Origin of the sequence: Aliiroseovarius sp. PTFE2010, from assembly GCF_049943335.1 — a bacterium.
In the GTDB taxonomy this organism is placed as follows: Bacteria; Pseudomonadota; Alphaproteobacteria; order Rhodobacterales; family Rhodobacteraceae; genus JBNFVY01.
On record NZ_JBNFVY010000009.1, the window covers coordinates 80,249 to 105,880 of the forward strand.

The window sequence follows — 25,632 nt, forward strand, 5'->3', positions numbered from 1 at the left end:
GACCCTGCCATGTTCAACCGCATTTCGAAACGGCTTTGCACCCAGTTTGCATTTCGCGGGCGGCAGGGGCAAGCACCGATCCACTAAAAGCCACTGTGGTTTTCGTGGCGTCATTTTCAAAAGGCACCGCTCCTTTTGCCAACGCATTCCGCGAGAAATTGGCGGGTCAGACCGCTTCAGGGCCGGCCGCCGCCATAAAATTACGGAAAAACGAAACACTGAAAGTTTTCCGAGTATTCGGCCCGAAAGCGCCGCAATTGCGCCGCACTGGCGGCGGCCCCGTCCGGTCATCTGGCGGTATTGCGCGAACATGGGAGAAGTCACGATGCTGCGAGCTGCTTATTTACATCGGCGCCGATTGGGCATCGGCGTGGCTGGCGTCGCCGCGTATATGGCAATCTGGCAAATCCCTCAGGCAACGATGGGGGCCCAGGGCCTGGTCCAGGTGACACTGGGGGCCCTTCTGCTCAGCCTCGGGTTCGTGCTGCCGGTCTTTGTGGCGCTGCAACGCCTGCGCGAACTCTTTCTGATTGTGATCGACATTGTGGTCCTTGCGTTCTTACCGTTTGCGCTGATGCGGATGTTTGGACCGGCCCATGATCTTCTGTCCCATGGCGACCTCGAAGCGGTTCTTCTGTTGGGGGCCAGTTTCACGCTGTCCTATTGGGCCCTGGCGGGCAATATGCTGGATCGTTTCACGATGAAGCCCAGCCGGGTTGCGAACGTGACCTTCAAGTCCGAGGTCAGCGCGCAGCGGGCATGGCGGGCCTTGGTCCCGCGCCCCGCGCACGAGGTTGGGTACGCCTTCGCGGGCACCAAGTTTGTCGTGGACCAGGACGCACCCGTGTTCGATTGCAGGACACCGCGTGAAATGACCGTCTGCTTCACCAATCAGGACTGGGCCATTTATTCGGTTTTTCAGATCGAAGTGACAGAAGTCGTCGAAGGGCGCTATTTCCGCGCAACTTTCAAACCGCTCGATGCGGCAGGCGCCCTGAAAGATATTGCCGGCTGGTTTGCTTTGACCTTTGCGCCGCAGCCCGACGGATCATGCGCGCTTCAGATCGAATTACAGGTGTTGTCCTGTCCTCTTCGCTGGCGGATCAACTGGTTTCTTGGCGATGCGCATCAAGCATTCGCCCGCATTTTGGGGAACAACATTCTCACACAGATCAACCTGGTTGACGATGCCCATGACGGGCCAACGCCCGCCCATGCAACCGCGGCCTGACGGTCAATGAAGTGCCAGACAACATGATCAAGACAATCTACAGACATCGATACCGGCTTGTCCTTGGCACGATTGCCGGGGTTATCGCGCTCAGTCTCGGGTTTCCCCATTCGCCGGTGCTTGCGGCATTGCCGCGCGGCGAAGCACTACTGATCGCGGCCACGGTGTCCTTTATTGGCGCGCTTATCTTTTTGGTCGCCGCGCTGGTAATCAGCCCGCGCTCGCCCCGCCTGGTTGAGGCCGTGGCGATCACCTATGCAGGCTACGCTGTGCTGGTGCATATGGTGCCTGCTCTTGATCCGGTCGCGATCAGCGGCTTGCACGGGTTCGCGGTCTTTGGCTTCAGTGCCTTGCTGATTTATGGGCTGCTTTACGGCGCCGCGCTTGATCCGTGGACCATGGTGCCGAAAATCGTCATGTCGGGCCGGATCAAGGTCAACGCCCCTTGCGAACACATTTGGCGCTGCGTCGTGCCCGCCCCGGGCCACGAACGCTATTTTTTTTATCGTGACACTGAATTCGTCGTCGAAGACTCAAGCCCGGAAACCGAATGGCTGGCAATCGTGCGCGATCCGCGGGCCGTGTTCAGTTCTTTGAACGAAATCACCCTGCACCAGATCATTCCGGGCGAACATTTCAAGTTTGGCTTCAGGCCGGTCGCACCGGGGGCAGACCTGGGCGACGCGCGGGGCGCGATCACCCTGACGATTGTGCCCGCACCGAACGACGCGAACTGGATCGATTTCACGTTCGAGGCCCACGATGCCCCTTTGCGCGTCTGGCTGAACTGGGTGCTGTCGGACCGGTTCAACGATCAGATGAAGCTGATAAAGTCGCGCTGTGAAGACAAGGCCCCCCTGAAAAAGGCAACGCAGGGCGATTTCCGCGCCGCTCTGCACACCGCCGAATAGGGTTAGAGCGGCGCGATGTCGCCCGCGGCGCGCCCGGCGTGAAACCCGGCCTCCCAGTCGGCGAAGGTCCCTTGTGCGATTGCGTCCCGCATTTCAGCCATAATATCCTGGTAATACTGGATATTGTGCCAGGTCAGCAGCATTCCCGAGATCATTTCACCCGCACGGAACACATGGTGCAGGTAGGCGCGCGAATAGCCCGTACAAGCCGGGCAAGAACAGCTTTCGTCCAACGGCCGGGGATCGTCAGCATGTCGCGCATTCTTGATGTTGACGACGCCGTGCCGGGTAAAAGCCTGCCCCGTGCGCCCCGAGCGTGACGGCAACACACAATCCATCATGTCGACGCCGCGCTTGACCGCGCCGACGATATCATCGGGTTTGCCGACCCCCATCAAGTACCGTGGTTTGTCCGCCGGCAGCAGATCGGGCGCATAGTCCAGAACCGCGAACATCGCCTCTTGTCCCTCGCCCACGGCCAGCCCACCAATAGCATAGCCGTCAAAACCGATGGCCCTCAGCGCCTCGGCGCTTTGCGCGCGCAGGTCCTGTGTCACGCCGCCCTGCTGAATGCCGAACAAGGCATGGCCGGGCCTGTCGCCAAAAGCATCGCGTGATCGCTCGGCCCACCGCATCGACAGTTCCATGCTTTGACGAACCGCCTCGTCCGTTGCGGGCAAGGCGGGGCATTCGTCGAAACACATCACGATGTCGCTGCCCAGAAGCCGCTGGATTTCCATCGAGCGTTCGGGCGTCAATTCATGCCGCGAGCCATCGATGTGGCTTTTGAAAGTCACGCCGTTTTCGGTCAGCTTGCGCAGTCCGGCCAGACTCATGACCTGAAACCCGCCCGAATCCGTCAAGATGGGTTTGGACCAGTTCATGAATTTGTGCAGCCCGCCCAGACGGTCGATCCGTTCGGCGGTGGGCCGCAGCATCAGGTGATAGGTGTTGCCCAGCAGGATATCGGCGCCCGTTGCGGCGACGCTTTCGGGCATCATCGCCTTGACCGTTCCGGCCGTGCCCACAGGCATAAAGGCCGGGGTCCGAATGGTGCCGCGCGGCGTGTCGATCCGGCCCTGCCGGGCCTTGCCGTCGGTTGCGCTGAGCGTGAAGGTAAATCTGTCGGTCATCGCGCCGCCCTACCCCGACAAGGCGCATGGCGCAAGTCGCAGGCTCATTCGTCGGCGTGCTCGGCGTTGCTCATGGCGCGCTGCCTTCGAAATTCAGCCAGCATCGCGAGGGCGCGTGCCTCGGCCCGGCGCACGCGGACTGCGGTCTGGTATGCCTCTTGCAGGGTTTGCGACGATGCGCCCAGCGCCTCGCCCACCCGGTCGACGATCATTTCATCGCCGCTGTCTAGCTGCGCCTTCAACGCTTCTTGGGCCAGTTCGTCGGCGACGTTCTGCAGGATGTCCATGTTTTGAATGCCTCGTTGTCAATGGGTTCCGGTTTAACGCCCTTCTCGGCGCTGTCAAAGCCTCTGCTGTGACTGGACCTTGGCCTACCCATACCCTATATAATCACTCGGAAATCATAAGAGGCCAGCATGACCGCTGAAAGCAACCCGGTTGAGGGGACTCCCCTGATCAAGCCATCCAGCACGGACCATCCGCTGTACGACAATGTCGTTGAAGCGTGTCGTACCGTGTACGATCCGGAAATCCCGGTGAATATTTATGATCTGGGGCTGATTTACACGATCGAGATTTCGCCCGAGAACGAAGTTCGCATCATCATGACGCTGACGGCGCCGGGCTGTCCCGTCGCTGGCGAAATGCCCGGCTGGCTGGCCGATGCGGTCGAACCGCTGGACGGGATCAAACAGGTGGATGTGGAACTGGTCTGGGATCCGCCCTGGGGCATGGACATGATGTCGGACGAGGCCCGACTTGAGCTAGGCTTCATGTAACACTGCGCGCACCCCTTTTGGGGTGCGTTTTACTTTTCGCACCCCAAAAGGGATGCCTTGCGAATAGCGCCCCCTCAAAGGCACCCTATATGGGTTGCTTTTCTTATAATGCATCCTATTATGGATGCGAAATGGCACCCCGAGAAAGCAAAATATCCGTCCTGACCGGCGACATCGTCAACTCGACCCAATTGACTGACGACGAACAGGTGCGTGCCCACGCAGCGCTCGCCCGCTGCGCCGACATGGTTCAGGACTGGGCCGACGCGCCGCTCTGCTATACCCGGCACAGGGGCGACGGCTGGCAGGTCGTCATCAGCCCATCTGCGTTGGGGCTGCGCAGCGCACTGGCATTTCGGGCCGCCATCAAGGCGCTGGGCAAACGGTTCGATACGACCATTGGCATCGGCGACGGTATCGTTGAGGGCCCAATCCCCACCGACCTGAACATCGCCACCGGCACGCCTTTTGTCCAATCCGGCCGGGCCCTGGAAAAAACCAAGCGCCAGGCCGTTGCTGTCTTGCACGGTGGCAAGGGCAGCCTGGATGCCGTCACCATTCTGGCGGCAACCATCAGCGATGACTGGACCCCGGCCCAATCGGCCGCCATCTATCACGCGCTGAATCCGTTGGCAGATCCGGTGTACACCGAAATCGCCGCAGCACTGGGCAAATCACGCCAAGCCGTCACGAAAGCGCTGGATGGGGCCAAGTGCAACCGGCTACGTTCCGCCCTGACCCAGCTGGAATCGGACGACCACCATGTTTGAAACCATTGCCGCCCTGTTCTTTGCCCATGTGTTGGCCGACTACGTATTTCAAGCGCGCTGGATGGTGGAAAACAAGCGTAACCCCCTGGTATTGTTGCTGCACACCGCCATCGTCATCGCCACGGCGCAAGCTGCCATCGGCACCGTCACCTCGGCTGAGGTGCTTGTGCTGGGCGCCATTCATCTGACCATTGACGCGTTCAAGACCTATGCCCTGCCCGACACGGTCGGGGTCTATCTGATTGACCAGGCGGCGCATGTGGCCACGCTTGCCGGTTTGGGGTTCTATGCACCGGGCCTGTGGGACACCGGGTTCTGGGCCAGCCAGCCCTATGCCCCGGCCCCGGCGATCTTGCACGCGATGGTGATCGCGGGCGGGGCAATCTATGCGATCCGCGCAGGCGGGTTTGCCGTCGGCAAGCTGATGGTCCCCTTTGCGGACGGGTTTTCGTCGGGTGGCCTGCCGTCGGGCGGGATGATCATCGGGGTGCTGGAACGCGGTCTGATCTATGTGCTGATGCTGGCGGGACAGATCGGCAGCGTGGGTTTCCTGATCGCGGCCAAGTCCATCATGCGGTACGAAGCCTCAAAGGAACAAAAAGCCGCCGAATACGTCATCATCGGCACTTTGGCGTCATTCGGTTGGGCCATCGCGATCACAATCGCCGTGATTGCCCTGCGCAGCGCCCTGCCCCCGCTTGAGATCGCGCCCGCGACGCATTAAGTTAAGCTCAACGCAGCGAAAGAGAGCCCCATGTTCGGAATTCCCGGAAAACAGGCCGTCACCGTCACCCCGGCCGCCGCCAAGCAGATCGTCCGTCTGATGGACCAGGACGACGCAAAAGGCCTGCGCATCGGCGTGAAAAAGGGCGGCTGCGCGGGTATGGAATACACCATGGACTACGTCGCCGACATCGATCCCAATGACGAAGTGATCGAACAGGACGGCGCGCGTGTGATGATTGCCCCAATGGCTCAGATGTTCCTGTTCGGCACCGAAATCGACTATGAGGTGTCGCTGCTGGAAAGCGGCTTTAAGTTCCGCAACCCGAATGTGGTCGACGCCTGCGGCTGCGGCGAATCCATTCGCTTTGCCGAGGATGGCGCGCAAGGTCAGCCCTGATATGGCCGTGCGCGACGACGACGTCGCGTTCGTCCACGAACTTTACGCGCGCCTCGGCACGATCACCCACCGCAAAATGATGGGCGGCCTTTCAATCTATTGCGACGGGCAGATTTTCGCGATTCTGTCGGCGGGCGGGCGCCACTATCTCAAGGCAAGCGGCGCATTCGCAGATGAAATGGAAGCGCAAGGGTCGGAAAAATTTTCGATGGGCGACGGGAAATCCATGAACTACTGGACCTTGCCTGACGCCGCCCTCGACGATCCCGAGCTTGCCGCCGATTGGGGCCGCCGCGCGCTGGACGCGCTCTAGCGTCATTGGCCGCCTTGCAGGTGAACTTAGGTCTCGTTTAACCGTTTCGTCGGGGCCGGCGTGCGGATCGCCCGGCGCGCCTATAGGTGCCCCAGCGGCGATTGGCGTCTATCGCGGCCATATCCACAGGGGGCCTGACGCCTTGGGGTGGATGAAAAACGCCGTGATCGGCTTTGATGGCGGCTTCAATTTCGGCATGGTTCAGCCTGATAATAACCACGGTCAGACACCCGACCTTTTTTTCCCGTTCGCAAACACGCCATGACCGCGGTGACCTGCGCCGGACTTATTTTGGGGATCATCGACCGGATTTTGAAACCCGGGCGCATTGTTTTTCCACCCCCGTCGCCCCAGATCCAGTCCTGTGCAACCCGCTGTAGCCTCATTGTGCTTTCAGCCTGCATCACACCGGGCTAAACTGCCCGCAACACAGGGAGATACCACGCATGACACGCCGCAAGCTTGCCGCCGGGAACTGGAAAATGAACGGCACGACCGCCGATCTGTCCGAAATCGACGCGCTGGCCTCTGCCCAACCCGACCCCACGGCCGAGGTGCTGATCTGCCCGCCCGCCACGCTTCTCGCCGCCATGTCCGCCGCCACACAAGGTACCGCGATCGCCACAGGCGGGCAGGATTGCCACGCCCAAGGCAGCGGCGCGCATACCGGCGATATTTCGGCCGCCATGCTCAAGGATGCCGGGGCCAGCTATGTGATCCTTGGCCATTCGGAACGCCGGGCCGATCACGGTGAAACCGATGCCGATGTGCGCGCCAAGGCCACGGCGGCGATTGGCGCGGGCCTTGGCGCCATCGTCTGTGTGGGTGAAACCCTGGCCCAGCGCGAAGCTGAAACGACACTCGACGTGATTGGAACCCAACTGGCCGGATCGATCCCCGACGGCGTCACGGGGGATACGGTCGTCATCGCCTACGAGCCGGTCTGGGCCATCGGCACGGGTCTCACCCCAACCCTTGCGCAAATCGGCGAGGTGCACGATTTCATACGCGCCGAACTCACAAAGCGCTTTGGCGATACGGGCGGCGCGATCCGCCTGCTCTATGGTGGATCGGTCAAGCCCGCGAACGCAGCCGAGATTTTCGCAACGTCCAATGTCGACGGCGCGTTGGTCGGCGGCGCGTCTCTCAAAGCGGCCGAGTTCAGCGCCATCATCGACGCCGCAAACGCGGCCTGATCCTTCTTGTGCTGGGAAACATCCCGGCACATGCCCCGGCAAATGCGACGGGCTGGCCGCTCTGCCACAGAAAGGCCACAGAAAGGCACGGGCGCGAAAGGGCTTGCCCCCCGTGCGCCATTACGCGGTCACGTCGTGATCGAAAATCCAGCGGTAGTGGGCCTGCGGGATACGCGGGAACAGCTTGCCGCCCAAAGACATGACCCCAAGCTGAAGCCCGCGCAGCGGCCCGCGCTGATGATAAATTTGCGCGTTGCGGTTTGCCACCCCGACGATGCGATTGACCCTCGGGCGGCGCAGCGCTGCGTATTCGCTCAGCCCGATCTCGGGGGTGTTGCGGGCCAGACAATCGGCCAACACCCACGCGTCTTCCAGGGCCATGTTCGCGCCTTGCGCCATGAACGGCAAAGTCGGATGGGCCGCATCGCCCAATATCGCCGCACGAGGCAGCGACCAGATCGGGGCCACGGGGTGGCGGTGCAGCCCCCACTGGTTCACCGTTTCGACCCGCCCAAGCATCTCGCGCGCGCGCACAAAGGCATCGAAGGCCTGGCGCATCGCGATCGGGTCGCCTTGGCGGATCCAGCTTTCGCCGGTCCAATCGCGCCGTTCCTGGATCCCCACCAGATTGATCATGGTGCCCCCGCGCAGCGGATAGCTGACCAGATGCCGCCCGGGCCCCATCCAGATGCGCGCACCAGCCGGATGGCTGATCCCATCGCCCGGGATCACCGCGCGCCAGGCCACCTGCCGGGTAAAGAAGGGATCCCCTTCGTCCGGGTTCAACGCGGCGCGCAGGACCGAATGAATGCCATCGGCCGCAATCAGCACGGCGGCGTCTTCCCGCACGCCTTCAGCGTCTGTCAGTTCGATCCAGCTGTGCACCTGGCGCACAGACTGGACACGGCGCCCCGTTTCGATCGCAACGCCCAATTCGCGCGCCCGCGACACCAGTGCGCCGAGCAGATCCGCGCGGTGCCACAGCCGATAGTCCTGTCCGCCCAGGTCTTGATGCAGCACAAGACGGCCGGTCAGCCCGTCCCGCAACTCGACCGACCCGGCCGGCATCCCACCTGCCACGTCCACGCCCAGCGCATGCAGCACGCGCATTCCGTTCGGTGAAATCTGGAGCCCCGCCCCCACTTCTGTCAGCGCCGGGGCTTGTTCCAGCACGCGCACGGATGCGCCGCGCATGGCCAGAGCTGCGCCAGCAGCCACGCCGCCAATCCCGCCGCCCACGACCGTGATGTCTTGCCCTATCACCATGACTGCCCCCTATCCCCCTTGCAAAACCACAGCGGGACCAGCGCGTCCAGCCCCTAGCTTGCGCCGCTCAGGTCCGCCCAGATCGGCAGATGATCCGAAGCCCGTCGGCTTTCGTCCGTTTCGCATACGCCGGCATCGCGCAGATCGAAATTGTCCGAATAGGCGATCCGATCCAGCGCCGCCATGGGCCGCGAGGCGTGAAAACTGCGCCCGGGGGCCAGCACGCGATACGCGTCGTGCAAGGTATCCAGCCCCTTGCGCATGGACCATTCATTGAAATCGCCCATGATCAACGTCGGCATTTCCGGCAGATCGTTCAGTACGGCGCGGATATGTGCCAGCTGCGCGATGCGCGACCAGCGCAGCAGGCCCAGATGCACACCGACCACGCGCAAATGCGGCAAGTCCACCGCCAGCGCGCCGCGCGGCTCTAGCCCCGGAAGGTCGATCCGGGTGATCTGCCCCGCCGCGACACCGCGTCGCACAAGCACCGCGTTGCCATGCCAGCCAACCGACACGGGCGACGTGGCCGCAGGCACCACCTGATAGTCTGTATGGGTTTCGATCAATCGCGGCGGCAGCGCTGCAGGACGGGGGCCCAGCCGCATATCTGCCTCTTGCAAGGCAATGACATCTGCTCCGATACTGTTGATCACGTCAATCACGCGGCCGGGCGCACGCTTGCCATCGGTGCCGCGACACTTTCGCAAATTATAGGACGCAAACCGGGTCGCGCCTCTCTCGGGGCTGTGCAAAATCGTCATTCTTCCCATATGGTCCCTCAAGACCGTTAAACCAAGCGAAAGGCCCTAAGGTTTTGTCCCGGATCAACTGGCGCAACTTTTCACTGACCACCAAGATCATCTGGGCCTTTCTGGCCTTTGAAATCATGGTCGGGCTGGTCGATCGCAACTACTTGTCGTCGTTCGTGGCCTCGTTGACGTTGATCATCTCATTGGTGCCGCTGTTTTTTGCGCGCCGCTTTGGGGTGGAACTGCCGCGCAACTTCATGAGCGCGGCGGTAATTTTTGTCTTTGCCACGTTGTTCCTGGGCGAGATTGAGGATTTCTATAATCGCTTTTGGTGGTGGGACGTGGTTCTGCATGCTGGCTCGGCCATCGGATTCGGCCTGATCGGTTTTCTGGCCATGTTCATGCTGTTCCAGGGTGATAGATACGCGGCGCCGGCCTGGGCCATTGGCCTTTTCGCCTTTTGTTTTGCCATGGCGATCGGCGCCCTGTGGGAGATTTTCGAATTTGCAATGGACCAGACGTTCGGCATGAACATGCAGAAAAGCGGCCTGCCCGACACGATGAAGGATCTGATCGTGGATGCCGTGGGTGCACTGATCGGGGCGACGGCAGGCGTTGTCTATCTAATCCGGCAAAGGGGGACGCCATTTTCCGGCACGCTGCGCGAATTCATCGCCCGCAACAACCGGTTCTTCGACAAATCGAACCGGCGCAAATGAAAAGGCCGCCCCGATGGGCGGCCCAAGCCATCATATCCGTGCTGATCAATCGTCGCGATGGACTTTTTCACGCCGCTCGTGACGTTCTTGCGCTTCCAGCGTCATCGTTGCAATCGGACGCGCATCCAGTCGTTTGAGCGAAATCGGCTCGCCGGTCACTTCGCAGTAGCCGTATTCGCCTTCTTCGATCCGGCGCAGCGCCGCGTCGATCTTGGTCACCAGCTTGCGCTGCCGGTCGCGTGTGCGCAATTCCAGTGCGCGGTCGGTTTCTTCACTGGCCCGGTCAGCGATGTCGGGAATGTTGCGCGTTCCGTCCTGCAGCCCTTCGATCGTATTGCGGCTTTCGTCTACCAGTTCGGCCTTCCAGGATAAAAGCTTGCGACGAAAATATTCCAGCTGGCGATCGTTCATGAACGGTTCATCCTCGGCTGGATGATAGTCGTCCGGCAAGAAACTTTCTGCTTTCATGCCCGTACCCTCTCTACGCTTGATTGCACCCACCGATGGTGTTTGCTCTTCAGGTTGTGCCATAAGGCCTCCCTCCATCTGGCGCGTGATGTATCCTTTTTGGAAGGGGATGTCACTATCTCAAAACCCTGATATGGATGGAAAGTGAACCCATCATCATCTTACACCAACTTCAAACAGTAGGGTCCTGATAAATAGCATGAAATTCAACGGAACCGATAATTACGTGGCCACCGAAGATCTTACGGTTGCCGTCAATGCCGCTGTCACGCTCGAACGCCCGCTCCTGGTCAAGGGCGAACCGGGCACGGGCAAAACGGAACTGGCCAAACAGGTCGCCCAGGGGTTGGGCCTGAAAATGGTCGAATGGAACATCAAATCGACCACCAAGGCGCACCAGGGCCTGTACGAATATGACGCCGTCAGCCGCCTTCGCGACAGCCAGCTGGGCGAAGAACGCGTGCATGACGTCAGGAACTACATCAAGAAGGGCAAGCTTTGGCAGGCCTTTGACTCTGACGAAAAGCTGGTCCTGCTGATCGACGAAATCGACAAGGCCGACATCGAGTTTCCGAACGATTTGCTTCAGGAACTCGATAAAATGGAATTCCACGTCTACGAGACCGGCGAGACGATCCGTGCCAAGCAGCGCCCGATCATCATCATCACCTCGAACAACGAAAAGGAACTGCCCGACGCGTTTCTGCGCCGGTGTTTCTTCCACTATATCAAGTTCCCCGATGCCGAGACGATGAAGCAGATCGTGGATGTGCATTTCCCCGGTCTCAAACCGCAGCTTCTGACCACGGCCCTGACCCAGTTCTATGAAATCCGCGAGACGCCGGGCCTCAAGAAAAAGCCGTCTACGTCCGAAGTGCTCGACTGGCTGAAACTGCTTCTGGCCGAAGACCTGGACCCAAAGGATCTGGTTCGCAACGGCGCCGATGCACTGCCCAAATTGCATGGCGCATTGCTGAAAAACGAACAAGATGTTCATTTGTTTGAACAGCTTGCCTTCATGGCGCGCAGACAACGCTAAGTCGCTTCGAACTGCCGTCTCAAGGCGGCAGTTCCAAGACCGCAGCTACAGCGCGGCCAAGCCCTGAATGACGCCTTGCGCGTCCGGTATCGACCCCCCGTTTCAGTGGGGGTCGGCCACCCATTTCCGTCACTCAGCCCCCTGGCAAGCCCCCGGCAAGTCACTAACAAGCCCCCAGCATTTTGACGACGTGTCGCCGTAACAGGCCACTTCTGGTCCAGCCATTTGATGGTAGCGGGATGGTGGCGGCCAGCCCCATCAGGCAGGCGGCAGCCCTGCCATGATTGAACGCAAAACACAACAACGATTGCTTTTCTGCAATAGCGCCCGGTAACCTGACCCGAGTCTTACCTGCTTTGCGAACGGAAAGCGCCCATGACCACCGCGATCGACATTCGCCCCATCGCTGCCCAGGACCAATCCGTTTGGTCAGGGTTGTGGCGCGACTACCTGGCCTTTTACGAGACAACCGTATCCGACGCGCAGTACGAGCTGCAATTTTCCCGGTTGATCGGCTCTGATCCGCAGGACTTCAACGGGTTCCTGGCCTGGATTGATGAACGCGCGGTCGGCTTGGTTCATTTCCTGTCCCACCGCCACGGTCAGACAGAAAACAACGTGATTTACCTCCAGGATCTTTATGCAGCCGCGGATCTGCGTGGCCGCGGCATCGGCCGGGCCCTGATCGAAGCAGTCTATGCGCGCGCCGATGAAACCGGTGCCCCACAAGTCTATTGGCTGACACAGGAATTTAACACAACTGCACGAAGACTCTATGATCAGATCGCAACGCTTACGCCGTTCGTGAAATACCAGAGGAGCTGACAGATGCGCTTGGCCATGCTCGTATTGCTAGTCACACATGTTCTTGGCGCCTGTGCGCCTGGCAGCCACCCGCAGGACGTCAGCCGGACCGATCATATGCGTCTGTCGTCAACGTCCATGCCCGCGATGAAGTCCTTTGCAAGCCAGTCCACCAAGCCCACGCGCCGCGCAAATGCCACCATTGCCCGGGATTTTCTGGACCTGTCGTTTCGCCTGGAAAGCGGGCGCGACCTGCCGGTCTTTACACGGTTCGAAGGGCCAATCACGCTGCGGGTGACGGGCAATGCACCGTCGTCGCTGGGGCGGGACTTGCGGTTTTTGCTGGGCCGCCTGCACCGCGAAGCGGGCATCGCCATCACCACCGTTCCACCCACTGCGCAAGCCGCGATTACCATCGAAATGGTCCCGCGGGCGCAATTGCAGCGCCTGGTCCCGCATGCCGCATGTTTCGTCGCGCCGCGCATATCCAGTTGGGCGGAATACAAAAAATCGCGGCGCTCGGCCAAACTGGACTGGAAGACCCTGACCGAGCGCGAGCAATTGGCCATTTTCATTCCCGGCGACGTGGCCCCACAGGAAATCCGCGATTGCCTTCACGAAGAGCTGGCCCAGGCGCTTGGCCCACTGAATGACCTGTACCGGTTGTCGGACAGCGTGTTCAACGATGACAATTTTCATACGGTGCTGACCGGCTTTGACATGCTGATCCTGCGCACCTACTACGCGCCCGAATTGCACTCGGGCATGACCCGGTCCGAGGTCGCCGACCGCCTGCCGCTTGTTTTGGCGCGGCTGAACCCGGCAGGTGGCCGCGTCACCCCCCTGCCGGCTGAAACCACGCCGCGCCAGTGGGTCGATGCGGTGGAAACCGCCCTGTCCCCACGCGCCAGCAAAACCCGCCGTAAAGAGGCCGCCAACACCGCCGTGCGCATTGCCCAAAGACGCGGCTGGACGGACAACCGGGCGGCGTTTTCCCTCTTCATTCTGGCGCGTCTGACCGTTGCAGACGAAATTGACACGGCGCTGTCCGCTTTTCTTGAGGCGGGCCGCCTTTACCGCGCCAATCCCGAAACCAGCTTGCAGGCGGCCCATGTCGGCATGCAGCTGGCCGCCTTTTCGCTGTCCGCCGGTCAGGCCGAGGCGGCCATCGGGATCGTGAACAGGCATTTGCCGGTCATCACGGCCTCGCAAAACGCCGCGCTCTTGGCCACGATGCTGATGGTCAAGGCCGAAGCATTGGAAACGGTCGGTCGTGCCTCTGAAGCGCGGGCGGTGCGGCTCGACAGTCTGGGTTGGGCGCGGTATGGCTTCGGCTCGGACAGCGAAGTGCGCGCACGCCTGTCCGAAATCGCGGCGCTTGCGCCGAAACAGACAATGCTCGAAGCGAAGGCAGGCACGTTGTGATCGTCATTATTCTGGCCCTGATCGGGGGCGCCATCGGCTACCGAACCGCATCCAAACGCGGCGGCAACCGGTTGGATAAACTGCAATATACCGTGATCTACGCGCTTGCTTTCGCGATCATCGGCCTGTTTGCCACCGTCATCCTGGAACGGGTGCTCTGAGCCCGTTTTTTGTTCGAAACCATCTCGGCTAGAGCGGCCGGCTGCCTTGCGCATGTAGACGCTGACCCTTTGCGGGCATGGCGCCCGGCCTCGGCCCCTTTTCCCCCGCCCGCGGTCGCGCTACACTGCGGCCAAACGAAAGGCCCGGCGATGTTTCTTCCCTTTTTTGAAAACCTGCGCGACGGCGGCGTGCCCGTTTCCTTGCGCGAATATCTCAGCTTTCTCGAAGCGGTGCAGGCCGGCCTGGTCACCTATGATATCGACGGGTTCTACTATCTGGCCCGCGCCGCCATGGTGAAAGACGAACGCAACCTGGACAAGTTCGACCGGGCCTTTGCCGCGACATTCCAGGGGCTTGAGCAAATCAGCGCGCAGGCCATGATCGACCGGGTCGACCTGCCCGAAGAATGGCTGCGCAAGATGTCGGAAAAACACCTCAGCCCCGAAGAAATGGCCGAGATCGAGGCATTGGGCGGGTTCGAAAAGCTGATGGAAACGCTCAAGGAACGGCTTGAGGAACAAAAAGAGCGCCATGAAGGCGGCAGCAAATGGGTCGGCACCGGCGGCACCTCGCCCTTTGGCGCGAATGGCTACAACCCCGAAGGTGTGCGCATCGGCCAGGAAAAAAGCCGCCACCAGCGCGCGGTCAAAGTCTGGGACAAGCGCGAATTCAAGAACCTCGACGACAATGTCGAACTGGGCACGCGCAATATCAAGGTCGCGCTGAAACGCCTGCGCCGCTGGGCCCGTGACGGGGCCGAAGAGGAACTGGATCTTGATAACACGATCCGCGCGACCGCCGAACACGGCTATCTCGACGTCAAGACCCGCCCCGAGCGGCGCAATGCGGTCAAGGTGTTGCTCTTGCTTGATGTGGGCGGATCGATGGACCCTCATATCCGCGTGGTCGAAGAGCTGTTTTCAGCCGCCCGTTCCGAATTCAAGCATCTTGAACACTACTATTTCCACAACTGCCTGTACGAAGGGGTATGGCGGGACAATCGCCGCCGCTGGACAGACCAGATTTCGACCGCCGAATTGTTGCGCACCTTCGGGGGCGATTACAAATGTATCTTCGTCGGCGACGCCTCGATGAGCTCGTATGAAATTGCCATGGCGGGCGGGGCCAACGAACACTGGAATCCCGAACCCGGGCAGGTCTGGCTGCAACGCGCCCGCGAAACATGGCCCAGCAACCTGTGGATCAATCCAGTGCCGGAAAAACACTGGGAATACACCCATTCGATCAAAATGATCCGCGAGATCTTCGACGACCGCATGGTTCCAATGACGCTGGAAGGGATCGAACGGGGCATGCGCGAGCTGACGCGTTGACCGCTGCCTTGCCCAGGCCGCGCCCTGCCCCCATATCTGGCGCATGTTGAAGTTTACCCCGATCCTGCTTGCCGTCGCCTATGGGTTGGTGATGTGGTTCTTTTCCGTTCGGCGGCTGAAATCTGAACTGGATGAAAAATCCACCGAATTGGCCGACCCCAAGTTGCGCAAGATCACGGCGCGTATGGCCGATGCATTGGACATCGACCGCATCCCGGTGAACATCTACGAGGTCGCGCCGGTCAACGGGCTGGCCGCGCCCGACGGGCGGATCTTTATCACCCGCGGCTTTTACCAGCGCTACTTGGCCGGCGAAGTCAGCGCCGAAGAAATGGCCAGCGTCATCGCCCACGAACTGGGTCATGTCGCCCTTGGCCATTCGCGCCGGCGCATGATCGACTTTTCCGGCCAGAACGCCATGCGCACGGCGCTGGCGATGATCTTGTCGCGGTTTTTGCCCGGCATCGGGGCATATATCGCCAATGCGCTGGCCTCGCTTTTGGCTGCGCGCCTGTCCCGCCAGGACGAATACGAGGCGGACGCTTATGCGTCGGCGTTGCTGATCAAGGCCGGTCTGGGAACGGGGCCGCAAAAATCGCTTTTTGGCAAGCTCGAAGCGCTGACCCAGTCGCGCGGCGCGATGCCCGCCTGGTTCATGTCGCACCCCAAAACGGCCGACCGGATCGCCGCGATCGAGGCGAATGAGGCCAAGTGGCTAAGGCGCTAACGCCTTACCCAATCGCGGCAGGCGGGCCTTTTTCAACAGTTTGCGCATATCCCACGGCGTGCCGGACATCGCTTCGGCCTGGGCACGCACCTGCTCGGCAGCTGTGCTGACGGCCGACCCGTCCTGCGCAAAAAGCTGGATCAACAGGCTGTCCGGATCGATCCGCTCCAGCCCCTCTTCTTTCAGGACATTGCGCGGAAAATCGCCCGCGTTCAGCGTGACGATTGCGTCTGCATTTCCCCCGATGGCGGCTGCCAGCACGTGGATGTCGTCTTTGTCCGGCAACCACAGACGGTTTTCCAACCCGATGTGCGGTGGCACTTCGGCCTTGGGAAAACTGGCGCGCACCACGGCAATCTCGGCGCGGGCTTGCGGCTCGCCCGTTGGTCCCAGCTTGCGCGCCGCGCGGGCCCATTCCTCGAGGATGCGCGCGCTCCAAAGGGGGGTGAACAGCCCCTGCTGGGCCGTTTTCAAGAGCACCTCGCGCATCACCGTCGGGTAGAGCACGCAGGTGTCCAGCAGCAGCTTCACGCCATCAGCCTGTAGAACAGCGCCTTGAGGTATCCGCTTTCGGCCAGTCCCGGCATCAGCGGGTGATCTGGCCCCGCAAAACCGGTGTGCACGATTTGCGCGTGCCGCCCGGCTTTGCCGATCCCGGCGTTGCACGCGGCGCGAAACCGCGTCAGATCGGCGGCGTGCGAACACGAACACAGGCCCAGATATCCCCCCGGCTTGACCAGTGGCGCGGCCAATCGCGCCAGGCGCTCATAGGCGCGCAACCCTCTGTCCAAAGCCGGTTTTGCCGGGGCAAAGGCGGGCGGATCGCACACGACCACGTCAAATTGCGCCCCTTCGCCCGCCAGCGCCGTCAACACGTCAAACGCATCCCCGCGCCGGGTGGCAAGCGCGTCGGACCGGCCCATCGCCGCCGCGCCCTTCGCGGCCAGCTCCAGCGCCGGAGCCGCGCTATCCACGGCAAGGGCCCCGGTTGCGCCGCCGGCCAGCATGGCCAGAGAAAACCCGCCAACATGGCTGAACACGTCCAGAACCTGGCCACCGTTTGCCAGCTGCTGGGCGAAGGCATGGTTGGGGCGTTGGTCAAAGAACAACCCGGTCTTTTGCCCTTCCAGAAGATCGGCCATGTAGATTGCGCCGTTCATCGGCACCGCGACAATGCCGGGGGCAGACCCAATGGCGACCTGGGTGATATCGTCCAAGCCTTCCAGTGACCGGGCCCGGCCAGATGCGTTCTTGATCACGCAGGACACGCCCGTCACATCAACCAGCGCCGCGGCCAAATCGTCGAACAGAACGTCTGCCCAGGCCGCATTTGGTTGGACCACCGCCGTGTCACCAAAACGATCGATCACCACGCCCGCCAGCCCGTCAGCTTCGGCGTGGACAAGCCGATAAAACGGATCGGCGAACAGACGCGCCCGGTGATCCTGCGCGGCTTGCAGACGGGCGGTCAGCCACGTGCGATCAATACGCGCCGACGTGTCGCGCGTCAGCATCCGGCAGAAAATCTTGGAATTGGGATTGACCGCCACCAAGCCCATGGGGCTGCGTTCGGCGTCTTGCAATTCGGCGATGGTGCCCGCCGGCAAGGCGCGGGTACGCCGGTCGGTGACGACTTCGTTGGCATAGGCCCAGGGAAACCCGTGGCGGATTGCGCGGGCGTTGGCCTTGGGGATCAGGCGGACGACAGGATAGTGCGGGGCGGTGGGGTCAGGTGAACTCATGCCGCTTCCCTAGTGGGTTTTTGGCGGCGCTGCCAGTGGATTACGCGCCCGGTCCCATCGCCGTTTGCTGGGCGACGAATTGCGCAAGGTAGTCGGTAATTCGCACTTTTTGCGTCTGACCCAAGGCTTCGGCGCGCACCGCAGCCAGACCGCCAAACCCCTTGATTTCGGCTTGCACAAGGCGCGGCGGCGCCAGTGGCAGGCCGGTTTCGGCGTTCAGGAAAGTCAGCTTGAATTCGAACTCATGCCGGCCGCCGACGGTGTAGCGAGTGCGCTCGCTCAGGGCGTGGAATCGGCGAACCTCGATGTCCAGATCAACCGGTTTGTCGCCGCGCGTGATCGCGATGGCACGCTCGGCAGCGCCCTGGACGACCGCTTTGACCTGTGCGTGCCGGTCGCCAAACGGATCGCCATGCCAGACGATATCGGCGCGCGGATAGTAACTGTTAGATTCCGACGGTTCCAATTCGTCCGGGACACGCACATAGACCCGGCGCAATCGATAGTCTGGCTGCAAGATCGTTTGCGTGATCCCCTGAGCGTCAAGCGACGTTGTGGTCTGCCCGTTCAGCAGCGCAGCAACGTGCGGCGCCCCCCGGGTCGGCGCGTCTTGCGCTGGCAGCGAACACCCCGCCGCCAAGGTCGCTGCACAGATCAGAATCGACAGTTTTGCCCGCATTTTGTTGTCCCATCTGCTGGCCCGATCTCTTTCGGGCCGTCGTTGCAGTTAACAAACTGTCAACGAAATGGGGCCAAAATGGGAAAATCCCGGATTATTTCCGGGATTTTCGAAACATTCACGCTTTGGCGACGGGCCGGTCAGACAGGTGGTCAGACAGGCGCGCGGCCATTCGCTGACGGAAAGCTGAATACGCGGCGCAGCCACATGCGCATGGATTTTGTGCCGTAGCGGATCGCCTCGCCGCGCAGTTCGCGGGCTTTCTGCTCAACCTCGAAAAGGCTGAATTCGGCGTCGGAATTGATGCTGGCGCTGGAAAAACTGGAATCGCTCATGTTTGAACCCCTGATCGTGTTCGTTTATCGATCTCCCTTGCCCAATAGATAGGTCAGCATTGATGCCCTTACTAGCGCCATCTCGGTAATGCCGCTATGCAGCATTCGCAGACCTCTGAGCGACAAGGACAATTCCCACTGGAAACGTTAGCGCTAACAGACTATAATACACGTGGTAGCAGATCACAGGACAGACCATGGCACTTAACGCCCGTATCGAAGACGTCACCCAACGGATTATCGCACGCTCGAAGGATCAGCGCGGCGCCTATCTGGATCGGATGCGCGCCGCCGCCGATGCTGGTCCCGTGCGCGCGCATCTGAGCTGCGGCAACCAGGCCCATGCCTTCGCCGCGATGGAGCGCGACAAGCCCGCCCTGGCCGGCGGCACCGCGCCGAACCTGGGGATCATCACCGCCTACAACGACATGCTGTCGGCGCACAAACCCTACGAGCACTTTCCAGACCGCATCCGGTCGGCGGCCCGGCAAGCGGGCGGAACGGCCCAGGTCGCCGGCGGCGTTCCGGCCATGTGCGACGGTGTCACCCAAGGCCAGCCGGGCATGGAATTGTCGCTGTTTTCGCGCGACGTGATCGCCATGGCGGCCGGCGTTGGCCTGTCGCACAACTGCTATGACGCGGCGCTTTATCTTGGGGTGTGCGACAAGATCGTCCCGGGGCTTGTGATCGCGGCGGCGACATTCGGCCATATCCCGGCAATCTTTGTGCCCGCCGGCCCCATGACCAGCGGTCTTCCCAACGACCAAAAGGCCAAGGTTCGCCAACAGTTCGCCAGCGGCGAGGTCGGGCGCGACACCTTGATGGAGGCTGAAATGGCCAGCTATCATGGGCCGGGCACCTGCACATTTTATGGCACGGCGAACACGAACCAGATGCTGATGGAATTCATGGGTCTGCATTTGCCCGGTGCCAGTTTTGTAAACCCCGGCACCGATTTGCGCGAGGCGCTGACCGACGAAGCCACCCACCGCGCCATGGCAATCACCGCCGCCGGGAACGATTACCGCCCCGCAGGGCAGGTACTGGACGAAAAGGCCTTTGTGAACGGGATCGTCGGGCTGATGGCGACGGGCGGTTCAACCAATTTGGTGCTGCACTTGCCTGCCATGGCGCGCGCCGCCGGGATCATTTTGGATTTGCAGGATTTTTCAGACATCTCGCAGGTCACCCCCCTGATGGCCAAAGTGTACCCGAACGGCTTGGCAGACGTGAACCATTTCCACGCGGCGGGCGGTCTTGGCTATATGATCGGCGAATTGCTGGATGCCGGCCTGCTGCACGATGACAGTTTCACGGTCGCGGGCGACGGTCTGCACCGCTACACGCAAGAGCCCAAGCTGCAAGACGGGCGCATCGTGTGGACTGATGGCCCCAAGACCAGCCTGAACGACAAGATCCTGCGCCCGGCGTCCGATCCGTTTGCACCGCACGGTGGCCTGGTCGATCTGCAGGGCAACCTGGGGCGCGGCGTCATGAAGGCCAGCGCCGTCAAGCCCGAGCACCATGTGATCGAAGCCCCCGCGCGCATTTTCGAAGATCAAGCCGATGTCAGGGCCGCCTTTCAGCGCGGCGAATTTACCGAAGATACGGTCGTGGTCGTGCGCTTTCAGGGCCCGCAGGCCAACGGCATGCCCGAATTGCATTCCCTGACGCCGGTTCTGGCCGTGCTTTTGGATCGTGGGCTCAAGGTCGCGCTGGTCACTGACGGGCGCATGTCGGGTGCGTCGGGCAAGGTTCCGGCGGCAATCCATGTGTCGCCCGAAGCGGCCAAGGGGGGCCCGCTGGCCCGGCTGCGCGATGGCGATATCGTGCGGGTCGATGCCAAGGCGGGCACGCTTGAAACGCGCGCCGCCGATTTCCAGGACCGGCAACCGCATCCCTTCGATGCTTCGAAAAACGCCTACGGCATCGGCCGCGAGTTGTTCAGCGCATTTCGCGCATCGTGTTCCGACGCGACAGAGGGCGCGTGTTCGATCATCGCGTGACCTTGCCGAATGATCCCTAGAAAGGACATCACATGACCCCAACCGAGGCATCCACCCGCGCCGAGGCGATTTGCAAGCTGGCCCCGGTGATCCCGGTCCTTGTGATCCACGATGCTGGCAAAGCCCGCGGCCTTGCAACCGCGCTTGTGGCGGGTGGCCTGCCCGCGCTCGAGGTGACGTTGCGCACCGATGCGGCGTTGGACGTAATCGGCGAAATGTCGAAAGTACCGGGGGGCCACGTTGGTGCGGGCACCCTTCTGACCCCTGACGATGTCAAGCGCGCCAAGGATGCGGGCGCGACATTCGGGGTATCGCCCGGCGCGACGGATCGGCTCTTGCAGGCGTGCGAGGATGCCGAATTGCCGTTGCTGCCCGGAGCCGCCACGGCGTCGGAAGCCATGCGCCTTCTGGAACGGGGCTACACGGTACAAAAGTTCTTTCCGGCCGAAGCGAACGGCGGGGCCCCTGCGCTCAAATCCCTGGCCTCGCCACTTCCACAAATTCGGTTTTGCCCAACGGGCGGCGTGACGCTGGCCAATGCCGAAACATACCTGGGGCTGGCGAACACGCTCTGCGTTGGGGGCAGTTGGGTGGCCCCGCCCGATATGGTGGCCGCAGGTGACTGGAGCGGTATCGAACGCCTGGCCGCCGCAGCCGCCGCCCTGCCGCGCTAGCTGGCCGCGCAGGGCACCGAAACGCCAGTCAGCCGGTTGAGCGTGCACCCGCGGTCTCGGCAAAAGGGCGCGCCAGCAACGCATCGATAATCGCGGACGCCTGCGTCGCCCCGGTGCGAAGCTGTGTCGACAGATCGCGCGGCGTGTCCGCCCCCGATTGGCGCAGAATGAATTCCCTGGCGCCCTGCCCTATGGTTTTGGGGTCCAGTTTGTCGCCCGTCAGCAATCTTGCCGCCGATTGCAGACGCCAACACAGCCGATACTGCGCCGTTAACGTGGCCTTTTCATCGTTTGTGATCCAACCGGCCGCCACACCCGCTGCCAGTTGATCGTAAATATCGTGGGCCGTGTCCCCCGCCAAAAGCGCGGCGGCTTCGGCAAGCAGTTCGATATCCATCATCCGTCCGGGGCCATTTTTCGGGTCCCACGCAGTTGCGGCGGGTTTGGATTCGGACAAGCGCTTGCGCATCTCTTGCGTGTCCTGACGGATCGCTGCGTCGTCCTTTTCACTGGCCAGAAGTGCGGTGCGAAAGCCCGTGACCTTGGCACACAGCTCTGCGTTGCCGGCCACGGGGCGCGCGCGTGTCAGCGCCAGATGTTCCCATGTCCAGGCTTCGTTTGTCTGATAGCTTTGAAAACTGTCGAATGACGTGGCCACCGGCCCCTGGCGCCCCGATGGGCGCAGGCGCATGTCGACTTCATAGAGCGTGCCTTCCGGCATCGGAGCGGTCAGCGCCGTCACCAACGCCTTGGTCAGGCGGCTGTAATAAGTGCGCCCGTCCAGCGGGCGGCGGCCATCCGATTGTGCGTCTCCGGGCGCATCGTAAATCACGATCAGGTCCAGATCCGACGCCGCCGTCAGCCGCCCCGCGCCAAGCGAGCCCATTGCAAGCGCCATGGCCCCCGTGCCGGGCGGACGCCCGTGTTTGGTCGAAAATTCGTCCACCACATGGGGCCAGAGCCCCCCGACAACCACTTCGGCCAATTCGCTATATTGTCGGCCCGCTTCATCGGCGTCGATCAAGCCGCGCAACAGATGGACGCCTGCGCGAAAGTGCCATTCCTTGGCCCAGCGGCGGGCTGTGTTCAGGCGGGCTTCGAAATCAGGGGCGCGCTCAAGCGTCGCCGCCAAGTCGTCGCACAACACCGACCGGGCGGGCCAGTCGGAAAAGAAATCGCCCCCGATCACGGCGTCAAACACACCTGAATTGCGCGACAGATATTTGGCCAGATGGGGGGCCATGGCACAGATATCGATGACAAGGTCGACAAGATGCGGATTGGCTTCGAACAAGGAAAACAGCTGCACGCCCGCCGGAAGCCCGGCCAGAAACCCGTCGACATGCAGCAGGGTTTCATCGGGCCGGTCCGTGCGCGCGATCCGGGCCAAAAGATCCGGGCGCAACCGTTCGAAAATCGCGACGGCCCGGTCTGAACGCAGGGCCGGATAGTGTTCCCACCGCGCCAGGATCGCCTTGGCCGTGTCCGACAGCTCGGGCGTGTTGGCGGCCGGGGTCTGGCCGTCATATCCCGGGGCAAAGAACCCTTCGGTCAGTTCGGCAACGCGTTCCAGCCGGTCGCGCAGGTCAACTTCCAGCGTCTCGGGCGTCACGTCCATAAAAGCGGCCAGGCGCGCAAAACCTTCCGGGTTGCTTGGCAGCGCGTGGGTCTGGGCGTCGGCAACCATCTGCAGCCTGTGCTCAACCTCGCGGTGAGCGCGATAGTCTTGGGTCAGGGCCTCTGCCACATCGGCGTCGACCCATCCCTTGGCAGCCAGCGCACGCAGCCCGCTGACCGTCTCGCGCGAGCGCAGTTCGGGATCACGCCCCCCTGCGATCAACTGCCGGGTCTGCGTGAAAAATTCAATCTCGCGGATGCCCCCGCGGCCCAGTTTCATGTCGTGCCCGGGCAAGGTGATTGCCCCGTGCAACCCCTTGTGATCGCGAATTTTCAGGCGCATGTCATGCGCATCCTGAATGGCGGCAAAATCCAGGTGCTTGCGCCACACAAAGGGTCGCAGGGTCTGCAGGAACTGTTCGCCCGCCTCGATGTCCCCCGCGCAGGGCCGCGCCTTGATATAGGCCGCGCGCTCCCACGTGCGGCCCACGCTTTCATAGTACCGCTCGGCCGCGTCCATCGAAATACAGACCGGCGTGACACTGGCATCCGGGCGCAGGCGCAGATCGGTCCGAAAGACATAGCCATCGCCGGTTCGATCGCTCAGCAGCGCGGCGGCCTTGCGCGTCACCTTGATAAAGACGCTGCGCGCCTCGCCGCAATCGGCCGGGTCGAACTGGCTTTCGTCGAACAGGCAGATCACGTCGATGTCCGAGCTGTAGTTCAATTCGCCCGCGCCCATCTTGCCCATGGCCAGCGCGACCATCCCGGCGCACCGGTCCAGATCGTCAGGCCCCTTGCCCGGCACCTTGCCACGGGCCAGCTCGGGCTGAAGATAGGCGCACAGGGCGGCGTGAACCGCGCGGTCTGCCAGTTCGGTCAGCGCGCCAGTGACCTGTTCCAGCGCCCAAACGCCGCCCAGATCGGCCAGCGCGGCCAAAAGCGCCACGCGCCGCTTGGCCTGGCGCAAGGCGACCGCTTGCGCCGAAATCGCCGCACGCGGGTCGATGTCATCGAGCACGGCGCGCAGGACCGCATCGGGATCGCCCGCCAGCGCGTCGCGGATCCAATCCGTTTCAATATCGATGACGCCGGCCAGAAATGGCGAACATCCCGCCGCGCCCGCCACCAGATTGGCTGTGTCGCCCTTGGGCAGACCCAGTTTGGCAACCGCATCTGATCCGCGTTCAGGCTCGTAAGGTCGCGGTGTCCGCGTGATCCGTGAAGAAAAGTCCATGATCCCAGTTTTGCCGTGGACGGGGCGGAAACACAAGCACACCACGCCCTTTGCGCGCCCCGCTGGCCAAGCGGCCCGACACCTGTCACGATACCGACGAAAACAGCGGAGTGAGACATGAGCAAATCTCTCCGGCGCGTCACCCAGGCCCTATCTGACGCCGGCCTGGACATCGCGCCAATGGAAATGGACGGCGAAACCCGAACCGCACAGCAAGCCGCCGACCAAGCCGGTTGCAACTTGGACCAGATCGCGAAATCCATCGTGTTCGAAGGTCAGGACAGCGGCGCGATCCACCTGTTCATCACGGCGGGCGGCAATCAGGTCGATCCGGCCAAAGCGTCTGCTCTGATCGGCGAACCTTTGGGCCGCGCTGATGGTCGCAAAGTTCGCAGTGAAACCGGGTTTGCCATCGGCGGCGTCGCGCCCATCGCGCACCTGACACCGCCCCGGATCTGGTTCGACCCAAGGCTGATGGATTTTGATGTGATTTGGGCCGCCGCAGGCACGCCGCAGCATATTTTCCCGATTCAGCCCGCCATCCTTCTGGAAATTTCTTCCGCGCAAGCTGCTGATTTTACTTAGCTATAAGCAGGAATGTAAAAAACATTCACATACCCCCTTGCAAATGGACCCCGCCATCCCGATCTTGAGGATGTGAAAGCAATTAACATCCCCCCAACCCCAGAGGTCCAAATGCCCCAAGTAGAAATGTCCCTGCCAAACGAACCCGCCCGCGCCGGTTGGTTCTCGCGCGCTGAAGCGTGGCTCGATGAGCGCGGGAAAGCTGCCTGGATCGCCGCGATGGTGCTGGGCTTTATCGCCTTCTGGCCCGTTGGCCTCGGCCTTCTGTTCTACATGATCTGGAGCAAGAAAATGTTCAAAGGTTCCTGCGCCGCCAAGCGCGCCCTGCAAGGGCACCCCATCCGTGCCCAAGGTCAACACTTCCGCAGCTCGGGCAACACCGCATTCGATGCCTACAAGGCCGAAACCCTGCGCCGCCTGGAAGAGGAACAAGAGAACTTCGAAGCTTTCCTTGAACGTCTGCGCGATGCCAAGGACAAGGCTGAATTCGACCAGTTCATGCAAGACCGCGCCAAGCGCGTTCAGGACACGGACGACGACGCCGAACAATCGTGATCCCATAGTGATCCCCTGGGCAGGCCGCCGTCCCCGGCCTGCCTGCGGCG

At 61.9% G+C, this 25,632-nt stretch carries 29 protein-coding genes; 19 read left to right on the forward strand and 10 right to left on the reverse strand.

What is annotated here, in order from left to right:
* Positions 1–325: 325 nt before the first annotated feature.
* The gene (locus tag ACP2AV_RS12410; protein ID WP_426373061.1) at positions 326–1,231 is read left to right on the forward strand and encodes a hypothetical protein; all 906 of its coding nucleotides are present in this window, start codon (positions 326–328) and stop codon (positions 1,229–1,231) included.
* A gap of 23 nt (positions 1,232–1,254) precedes the next feature.
* Positions 1,255–2,142 carry a hypothetical protein gene (locus ACP2AV_RS12415; RefSeq protein ID WP_426373062.1) on the forward strand — a complete coding sequence of 296 codons (888 nt, stop codon included), beginning with the start codon at positions 1,255–1,257 and terminating at the stop codon, positions 2,140–2,142.
* A gap of 2 nt (positions 2,143–2,144) precedes the next feature.
* On the opposite strand, the gene tgt is transcribed toward ACP2AV_RS12415, so the two are convergent.
* Positions 2,145–3,275 (reverse strand): tRNA guanosine(34) transglycosylase Tgt, encoded by a 1,131-nt coding sequence (tgt, locus tag ACP2AV_RS12420; protein ID WP_426373063.1) that lies wholly within the window; start codon positions 3,273–3,275, stop codon positions 2,145–2,147.
* Between the two features lie 44 nt (positions 3,276–3,319).
* Entirely contained in the window at positions 3,320–3,562 is a 243-nt protein-coding gene (locus tag ACP2AV_RS12425; RefSeq protein ID WP_426373064.1) for a hypothetical protein, read from the reverse strand.
* A gap of 129 nt (positions 3,563–3,691) precedes the next feature.
* On the opposite strand from ACP2AV_RS12425, the gene ACP2AV_RS12430 reads away from it, so the two are divergent.
* The 6 genes from ACP2AV_RS12430 to tpiA all read left to right on the forward strand — a co-directional run bounded on the left by ACP2AV_RS12430 (position 3,692) and on the right by tpiA (position 7,456).
* Positions 3,692–4,054 (forward strand): SUF system Fe-S cluster assembly protein, encoded by a 363-nt coding sequence (locus ACP2AV_RS12430; protein WP_426373065.1) that lies wholly within the window; start codon positions 3,692–3,694, stop codon positions 4,052–4,054.
* Positions 4,055–4,185: 131 nt separating this feature from the next.
* A complete protein-coding gene (locus ACP2AV_RS12435) occupies positions 4,186–4,824 on the forward strand; it encodes a hypothetical protein (protein WP_426373066.1) in 639 nt (212 codons plus the stop codon).
* On the forward strand, positions 4,817–5,548 hold the full coding sequence (locus tag ACP2AV_RS12440; RefSeq protein ID WP_426373067.1) for a DUF3307 domain-containing protein: 732 nt from the start codon (positions 4,817–4,819) through the stop codon (positions 5,546–5,548). The genes ACP2AV_RS12435 and ACP2AV_RS12440 overlap by 8 nt, the downstream gene beginning before the upstream one ends.
* Positions 5,549–5,578: 30 nt before the next feature.
* Positions 5,579–5,947: a HesB/IscA family protein gene (locus ACP2AV_RS12445; RefSeq protein ID WP_426373068.1), complete on the forward strand. Its 369-nt coding sequence runs from the start codon at positions 5,579–5,581 to the stop codon at positions 5,945–5,947.
* A gap of 1 nt (position 5,948) precedes the next feature.
* Positions 5,949–6,260 carry a TfoX/Sxy family protein gene (locus ACP2AV_RS12450; RefSeq protein WP_426373069.1) on the forward strand — a complete coding sequence of 104 codons (312 nt, stop codon included), beginning with the start codon at positions 5,949–5,951 and terminating at the stop codon, positions 6,258–6,260.
* A 446-nt stretch (positions 6,261–6,706) separates the two neighbouring features.
* A complete protein-coding gene (tpiA, locus tag ACP2AV_RS12455; protein ID WP_426373070.1) occupies positions 6,707–7,456 on the forward strand; it encodes a triose-phosphate isomerase in 750 nt (249 codons plus the stop codon).
* Positions 7,457–7,576: 120 nt separating this feature from the next.
* Here the strand turns inward: tpiA and ACP2AV_RS12460 are convergent, their stop codons facing one another.
* Together ACP2AV_RS12460 and ACP2AV_RS12465 are read right to left on the reverse strand one after the other, a co-directional pair.
* Positions 7,577–8,722 carry an FAD-dependent monooxygenase gene (locus ACP2AV_RS12460; protein WP_426373071.1) on the reverse strand — a complete coding sequence of 382 codons (1,146 nt, stop codon included), beginning with the start codon at positions 8,720–8,722 and terminating at the stop codon, positions 7,577–7,579.
* Positions 8,723–8,775: 53 nt separating this feature from the next.
* Positions 8,776–9,486: an endonuclease/exonuclease/phosphatase family protein gene (locus ACP2AV_RS12465; protein WP_426373072.1), complete on the reverse strand. Its 711-nt coding sequence runs from the start codon at positions 9,484–9,486 to the stop codon at positions 8,776–8,778.
* Between the two features lie 53 nt (positions 9,487–9,539).
* Here ACP2AV_RS12465 and ACP2AV_RS12470 point away from each other — a divergent pair, with 53 nt between their 5' ends.
* Positions 9,540–10,193: a hypothetical protein gene (locus ACP2AV_RS12470; protein ID WP_426373073.1), complete on the forward strand. Its 654-nt coding sequence runs from the start codon at positions 9,540–9,542 to the stop codon at positions 10,191–10,193.
* Between the two features lie 45 nt (positions 10,194–10,238).
* Here ACP2AV_RS12470 and dksA read toward each other — a convergent pair whose 3' ends face one another.
* On the reverse strand, positions 10,239–10,661 hold the full coding sequence (dksA, locus tag ACP2AV_RS12475; RefSeq protein ID WP_426373074.1) for an RNA polymerase-binding protein DksA: 423 nt from the start codon (positions 10,659–10,661) through the stop codon (positions 10,239–10,241).
* A gap of 199 nt (positions 10,662–10,860) precedes the next feature.
* Between dksA and ACP2AV_RS12480 the strand changes: the two genes are divergently transcribed.
* From ACP2AV_RS12480 to ACP2AV_RS12505, 6 genes are all read left to right on the forward strand, one after another.
* Complete coding sequence (locus ACP2AV_RS12480) at positions 10,861–11,700, forward strand: AAA family ATPase (protein WP_426373075.1); 840 nt, start codon at positions 10,861–10,863, stop codon at positions 11,698–11,700.
* Positions 11,701–12,075: 375 nt separating this feature from the next.
* Positions 12,076–12,525: an N-acetyltransferase family protein gene (locus ACP2AV_RS12485; RefSeq protein WP_426373076.1), complete on the forward strand. Its 450-nt coding sequence runs from the start codon at positions 12,076–12,078 to the stop codon at positions 12,523–12,525.
* 15 nt (positions 12,526–12,540) lie between these two features.
* Positions 12,541–13,929, forward strand: coding sequence for a DUF2927 domain-containing protein (locus tag ACP2AV_RS12490; RefSeq protein WP_426373077.1), 1,389 nt, complete (start codon positions 12,541–12,543; stop codon positions 13,927–13,929).
* On the forward strand, positions 13,926–14,090 hold the full coding sequence (locus tag ACP2AV_RS12495) for an apolipoprotein acyltransferase (protein ID WP_426373078.1): 165 nt from the start codon (positions 13,926–13,928) through the stop codon (positions 14,088–14,090). Before ACP2AV_RS12490 ends, ACP2AV_RS12495 begins: the two co-directional genes overlap by 4 nt.
* A 150-nt stretch (positions 14,091–14,240) precedes the next feature.
* Positions 14,241–15,425, forward strand: coding sequence for a vWA domain-containing protein (locus ACP2AV_RS12500; RefSeq protein WP_426373080.1), 1,185 nt, complete (start codon positions 14,241–14,243; stop codon positions 15,423–15,425).
* A 43-nt stretch (positions 15,426–15,468) separates the two neighbouring features.
* Positions 15,469–16,152: a M48 family metallopeptidase gene (locus ACP2AV_RS12505; protein ID WP_426373081.1), complete on the forward strand. Its 684-nt coding sequence runs from the start codon at positions 15,469–15,471 to the stop codon at positions 16,150–16,152.
* On the opposite strand, the gene ACP2AV_RS12510 is transcribed toward ACP2AV_RS12505, so the two are convergent.
* The 4 genes from ACP2AV_RS12510 to ACP2AV_RS12525 form a co-directional block, all read right to left on the reverse strand.
* A complete protein-coding gene (locus ACP2AV_RS12510) occupies positions 16,141–16,683 on the reverse strand; it encodes an RSP_2648 family PIN domain-containing protein (RefSeq protein WP_426373082.1) in 543 nt (180 codons plus the stop codon). The genes ACP2AV_RS12505 and ACP2AV_RS12510 overlap by 12 nt on opposite strands.
* Positions 16,680–17,894 (reverse strand): RSP_2647 family RNA methyltransferase, encoded by a 1,215-nt coding sequence (locus tag ACP2AV_RS12515; protein WP_426373083.1) that lies wholly within the window; start codon positions 17,892–17,894, stop codon positions 16,680–16,682. Before ACP2AV_RS12515 ends, ACP2AV_RS12510 begins: the two co-directional genes overlap by 4 nt.
* 40 nt (positions 17,895–17,934) lie before the next feature.
* Positions 17,935–18,573 (reverse strand): DUF6778 family protein, encoded by a 639-nt coding sequence (locus tag ACP2AV_RS12520; RefSeq protein ID WP_426373084.1) that lies wholly within the window; start codon positions 18,571–18,573, stop codon positions 17,935–17,937.
* 152 nt (positions 18,574–18,725) lie between these two features.
* Entirely contained in the window at positions 18,726–18,908 is a 183-nt protein-coding gene (locus ACP2AV_RS12525) for an RSP_7527 family protein (RefSeq protein WP_426373085.1), read from the reverse strand.
* 197 nt (positions 18,909–19,105) lie between these two features.
* Between ACP2AV_RS12525 and edd the strand changes: the two genes are divergently transcribed.
* On the forward strand, positions 19,106–20,914 hold the full coding sequence (gene edd / locus ACP2AV_RS12530; RefSeq protein WP_426373086.1) for a phosphogluconate dehydratase: 1,809 nt from the start codon (positions 19,106–19,108) through the stop codon (positions 20,912–20,914).
* A gap of 32 nt (positions 20,915–20,946) precedes the next feature.
* On the forward strand, positions 20,947–21,588 hold the full coding sequence (gene eda, locus ACP2AV_RS12535; RefSeq protein WP_426373087.1) for a bifunctional 4-hydroxy-2-oxoglutarate aldolase/2-dehydro-3-deoxy-phosphogluconate aldolase: 642 nt from the start codon (positions 20,947–20,949) through the stop codon (positions 21,586–21,588).
* Positions 21,589–21,616: 28 nt separating this feature from the next.
* Here eda and ACP2AV_RS12540 read toward each other — a convergent pair whose 3' ends face one another.
* A complete protein-coding gene (locus ACP2AV_RS12540; protein WP_426373088.1) occupies positions 21,617–24,442 on the reverse strand; it encodes a bifunctional [glutamine synthetase] adenylyltransferase/[glutamine synthetase]-adenylyl-L-tyrosine phosphorylase in 2,826 nt (941 codons plus the stop codon).
* 117 nt (positions 24,443–24,559) lie between these two features.
* Between ACP2AV_RS12540 and ACP2AV_RS12545 the strand changes: the two genes are divergently transcribed.
* Positions 24,560–25,027, forward strand: a complete 468-nt coding sequence (locus ACP2AV_RS12545; protein ID WP_426373089.1) for a YbaK/EbsC family protein — start codon at positions 24,560–24,562, stop codon at positions 25,025–25,027.
* 111 nt (positions 25,028–25,138) lie between these two features.
* The gene (locus ACP2AV_RS12550; RefSeq protein ID WP_426373090.1) at positions 25,139–25,582 is read left to right on the forward strand and encodes a DUF2852 domain-containing protein; all 444 of its coding nucleotides are present in this window, start codon (positions 25,139–25,141) and stop codon (positions 25,580–25,582) included.
* Positions 25,583–25,632: the final 50 nt, after the last annotated feature.

Coding starts and splice junctions, on each gene's coding strand:
- ACP2AV_RS12410 (WP_426373061.1), top strand. CDS start 326: ATGCTGCGAGCTGCTTATTTACATCGGCGCCGATTGGGCATCGGCGTG.
- ACP2AV_RS12415 (WP_426373062.1), top strand. CDS start 1,255: ATGATCAAGACAATCTACAGACATCGATACCGGCTTGTCCTTGGCACG.
- tgt (WP_426373063.1), bottom strand. CDS start 3,275: ATGACCGACAGATTTACCTTCACGCTCAGCGCAACCGACGGCAAGGCC.
- ACP2AV_RS12425 (WP_426373064.1), bottom strand. CDS start 3,562: ATGGACATCCTGCAGAACGTCGCCGACGAACTGGCCCAAGAAGCGTTG.
- ACP2AV_RS12430 (WP_426373065.1), top strand. CDS start 3,692: ATGACCGCTGAAAGCAACCCGGTTGAGGGGACTCCCCTGATCAAGCCA.
- ACP2AV_RS12435 (WP_426373066.1), top strand. CDS start 4,186: ATGGCACCCCGAGAAAGCAAAATATCCGTCCTGACCGGCGACATCGTC.
- ACP2AV_RS12440 (WP_426373067.1), top strand. CDS start 4,817: ATGTTTGAAACCATTGCCGCCCTGTTCTTTGCCCATGTGTTGGCCGAC.
- ACP2AV_RS12445 (WP_426373068.1), top strand. CDS start 5,579: ATGTTCGGAATTCCCGGAAAACAGGCCGTCACCGTCACCCCGGCCGCC.
- ACP2AV_RS12450 (WP_426373069.1), top strand. CDS start 5,949: ATGGCCGTGCGCGACGACGACGTCGCGTTCGTCCACGAACTTTACGCG.
- tpiA (WP_426373070.1), top strand. CDS start 6,707: ATGACACGCCGCAAGCTTGCCGCCGGGAACTGGAAAATGAACGGCACG.
- ACP2AV_RS12460 (WP_426373071.1), bottom strand. CDS start 8,722: ATGGTGATAGGGCAAGACATCACGGTCGTGGGCGGCGGGATTGGCGGC.
- ACP2AV_RS12465 (WP_426373072.1), bottom strand. CDS start 9,486: ATGACGATTTTGCACAGCCCCGAGAGAGGCGCGACCCGGTTTGCGTCC.
- dksA (WP_426373074.1), bottom strand. CDS start 10,661: ATGAAAGCAGAAAGTTTCTTGCCGGACGACTATCATCCAGCCGAGGAT.
- ACP2AV_RS12480 (WP_426373075.1), top strand. CDS start 10,861: ATGAAATTCAACGGAACCGATAATTACGTGGCCACCGAAGATCTTACG.
- ACP2AV_RS12485 (WP_426373076.1), top strand. CDS start 12,076: ATGACCACCGCGATCGACATTCGCCCCATCGCTGCCCAGGACCAATCC.
- ACP2AV_RS12490 (WP_426373077.1), top strand. CDS start 12,541: ATGCTCGTATTGCTAGTCACACATGTTCTTGGCGCCTGTGCGCCTGGC.
- ACP2AV_RS12500 (WP_426373080.1), top strand. CDS start 14,241: ATGTTTCTTCCCTTTTTTGAAAACCTGCGCGACGGCGGCGTGCCCGTT.
- ACP2AV_RS12505 (WP_426373081.1), top strand. CDS start 15,469: ATGTTGAAGTTTACCCCGATCCTGCTTGCCGTCGCCTATGGGTTGGTG.
- ACP2AV_RS12515 (WP_426373083.1), bottom strand. CDS start 17,894: ATGAGTTCACCTGACCCCACCGCCCCGCACTATCCTGTCGTCCGCCTG.
- ACP2AV_RS12520 (WP_426373084.1), bottom strand. CDS start 18,573: ATGCGGGCAAAACTGTCGATTCTGATCTGTGCAGCGACCTTGGCGGCG.
- ACP2AV_RS12525 (WP_426373085.1), bottom strand. CDS start 18,908: ATGAGCGATTCCAGTTTTTCCAGCGCCAGCATCAATTCCGACGCCGAA.
- edd (WP_426373086.1), top strand. CDS start 19,106: ATGGCACTTAACGCCCGTATCGAAGACGTCACCCAACGGATTATCGCA.
- eda (WP_426373087.1), top strand. CDS start 20,947: ATGACCCCAACCGAGGCATCCACCCGCGCCGAGGCGATTTGCAAGCTG.
- ACP2AV_RS12540 (WP_426373088.1), bottom strand. CDS start 24,442: ATGGACTTTTCTTCACGGATCACGCGGACACCGCGACCTTACGAGCCT.
- ACP2AV_RS12545 (WP_426373089.1), top strand. CDS start 24,560: ATGAGCAAATCTCTCCGGCGCGTCACCCAGGCCCTATCTGACGCCGGC.
- ACP2AV_RS12550 (WP_426373090.1), top strand. CDS start 25,139: ATGCCCCAAGTAGAAATGTCCCTGCCAAACGAACCCGCCCGCGCCGGT.